Raw genomic sequence first — 1301 nt, 5'->3', positions numbered from 1 at the left:
GTTAGCGGCCAGAATGTGTGTCTGCTGATCGGGTGTCTTCGCAGGTCGTGGCGGCGAGTCGGGCTCTAGTTATGCCTGCGTGGGCATAACTGGCGAGGATGTTGGACATTCAGGTGGTTGCGTGCTGTGCGGCGCGCGGTTGAAGAAGAACGGCACTACCAGCGCCGGCAGGACCCGGTGGCGCTGTACGTCGTGCGGGTCCTCCACGACCCGTGCCCGACCTGATGTCACCCGCCGGGCACAGCTCGAGCGGTTCATCGCCTGGCTGCTCGGGTCCGGCACCCAAGGCGATGCCGACTCCTCGGCCCGGACGTTCCGCCGGGTCCATGCGTGGTGCTGGAACGTGGCACCCGAGGTCACCATCACCGGCGAGCTCTACGACGAGATCCAGATCGACGGGATCTACCTCGACACCGGCTGGTGCTGCCTGATCGCGATCACCGGCGGGAAGGTCATCGACTGGCAATGGTGCGACCGGGAGAAGACCATCGCGTGGAAACAACTGCTCAAACGGATCCCGGCACCCACGGTCGTGGTGTGTGACGGCGGTGGCGGCCTGGCCGTGGCGATCGAGGAGTGCTGGCCCGACACCAGCGTGCAGCGCTGTCTGGTCCACGTCCAACGCAACGTCCGGACCTACCTGACCTCACGACCCCGCACCACCGCGGGGAAAGCCCTGTGGGGACTGGCCAGAACGCTCACCAAGATCACCACCCTGGACGAAGCAACCGCGTGGATGGTCCTGCTCCACGACTGGCACGACCTCTACGGACACCTCGTACGTGAACGGACCTACCGCTACCAGCTCACCCGACCCGGCGACGGCGCCGCGTTCCCCGACTGGATCCGCCCCGGACAGAAGTGGTGGTACACCCACGAACGGCTCCGCAAGGCCTACCGCCTCCTCGCCAAGCTCGTCGAACGAGGACACCTCTTCGCCTACCTCGACCCCAGCGTCCGCGGCCTGCACATCGCATCGACCACCAACCAGATCGAGGGCGGGATCAACGCCCAACTCCGCGACATGCTCCGCCGGCACCGCGGCATGACCACCGCCCATCAACGCCGAGCCGTCGAGTGGTGGCTCCACGCCCACGCCATCGCAGCACCCGAGCCAGCCTCCCTGATCCGGGCACGCCACTACCGACCCCGACCGAGGAAGACCACCACGCCCGAAGAACCCATCGGGCCAGCCGGCTACGACACCGGCCTCACCGCCGAGGAAGGCCTCTGGCTACGCCGCGGATGGGGCGGACGGTCATGACACGCCCGACACCAGACACACAATCTGGCCGCTAACC

The 1301-nt window shown here is 67.0% G+C and carries 1 protein-coding gene; it reads left to right on the top strand.

Annotation, left to right across the window (positions count from 1 at the left end; translation table 11 throughout):
* Positions 1-79: 79 nt before the first annotated feature.
* On the top strand, positions 80-1264 hold the full coding sequence (locus F0U44_RS22095) for an IS1249 family transposase (RefSeq protein ID WP_149730565.1): 1185 nt from the start codon (positions 80-82) through the stop codon (positions 1262-1264).
* Positions 1265-1301: the final 37 nt, after the last annotated feature.

It is taken from the genome of Nocardioides humilatus (assembly GCF_008373755.1).
GTDB lineage: Bacteria > Actinomycetota > Actinomycetes > Propionibacteriales > Nocardioidaceae > Nocardioides > Nocardioides humilatus.
This window is presented reverse-complemented; position numbering and strand designations above follow the sequence as displayed.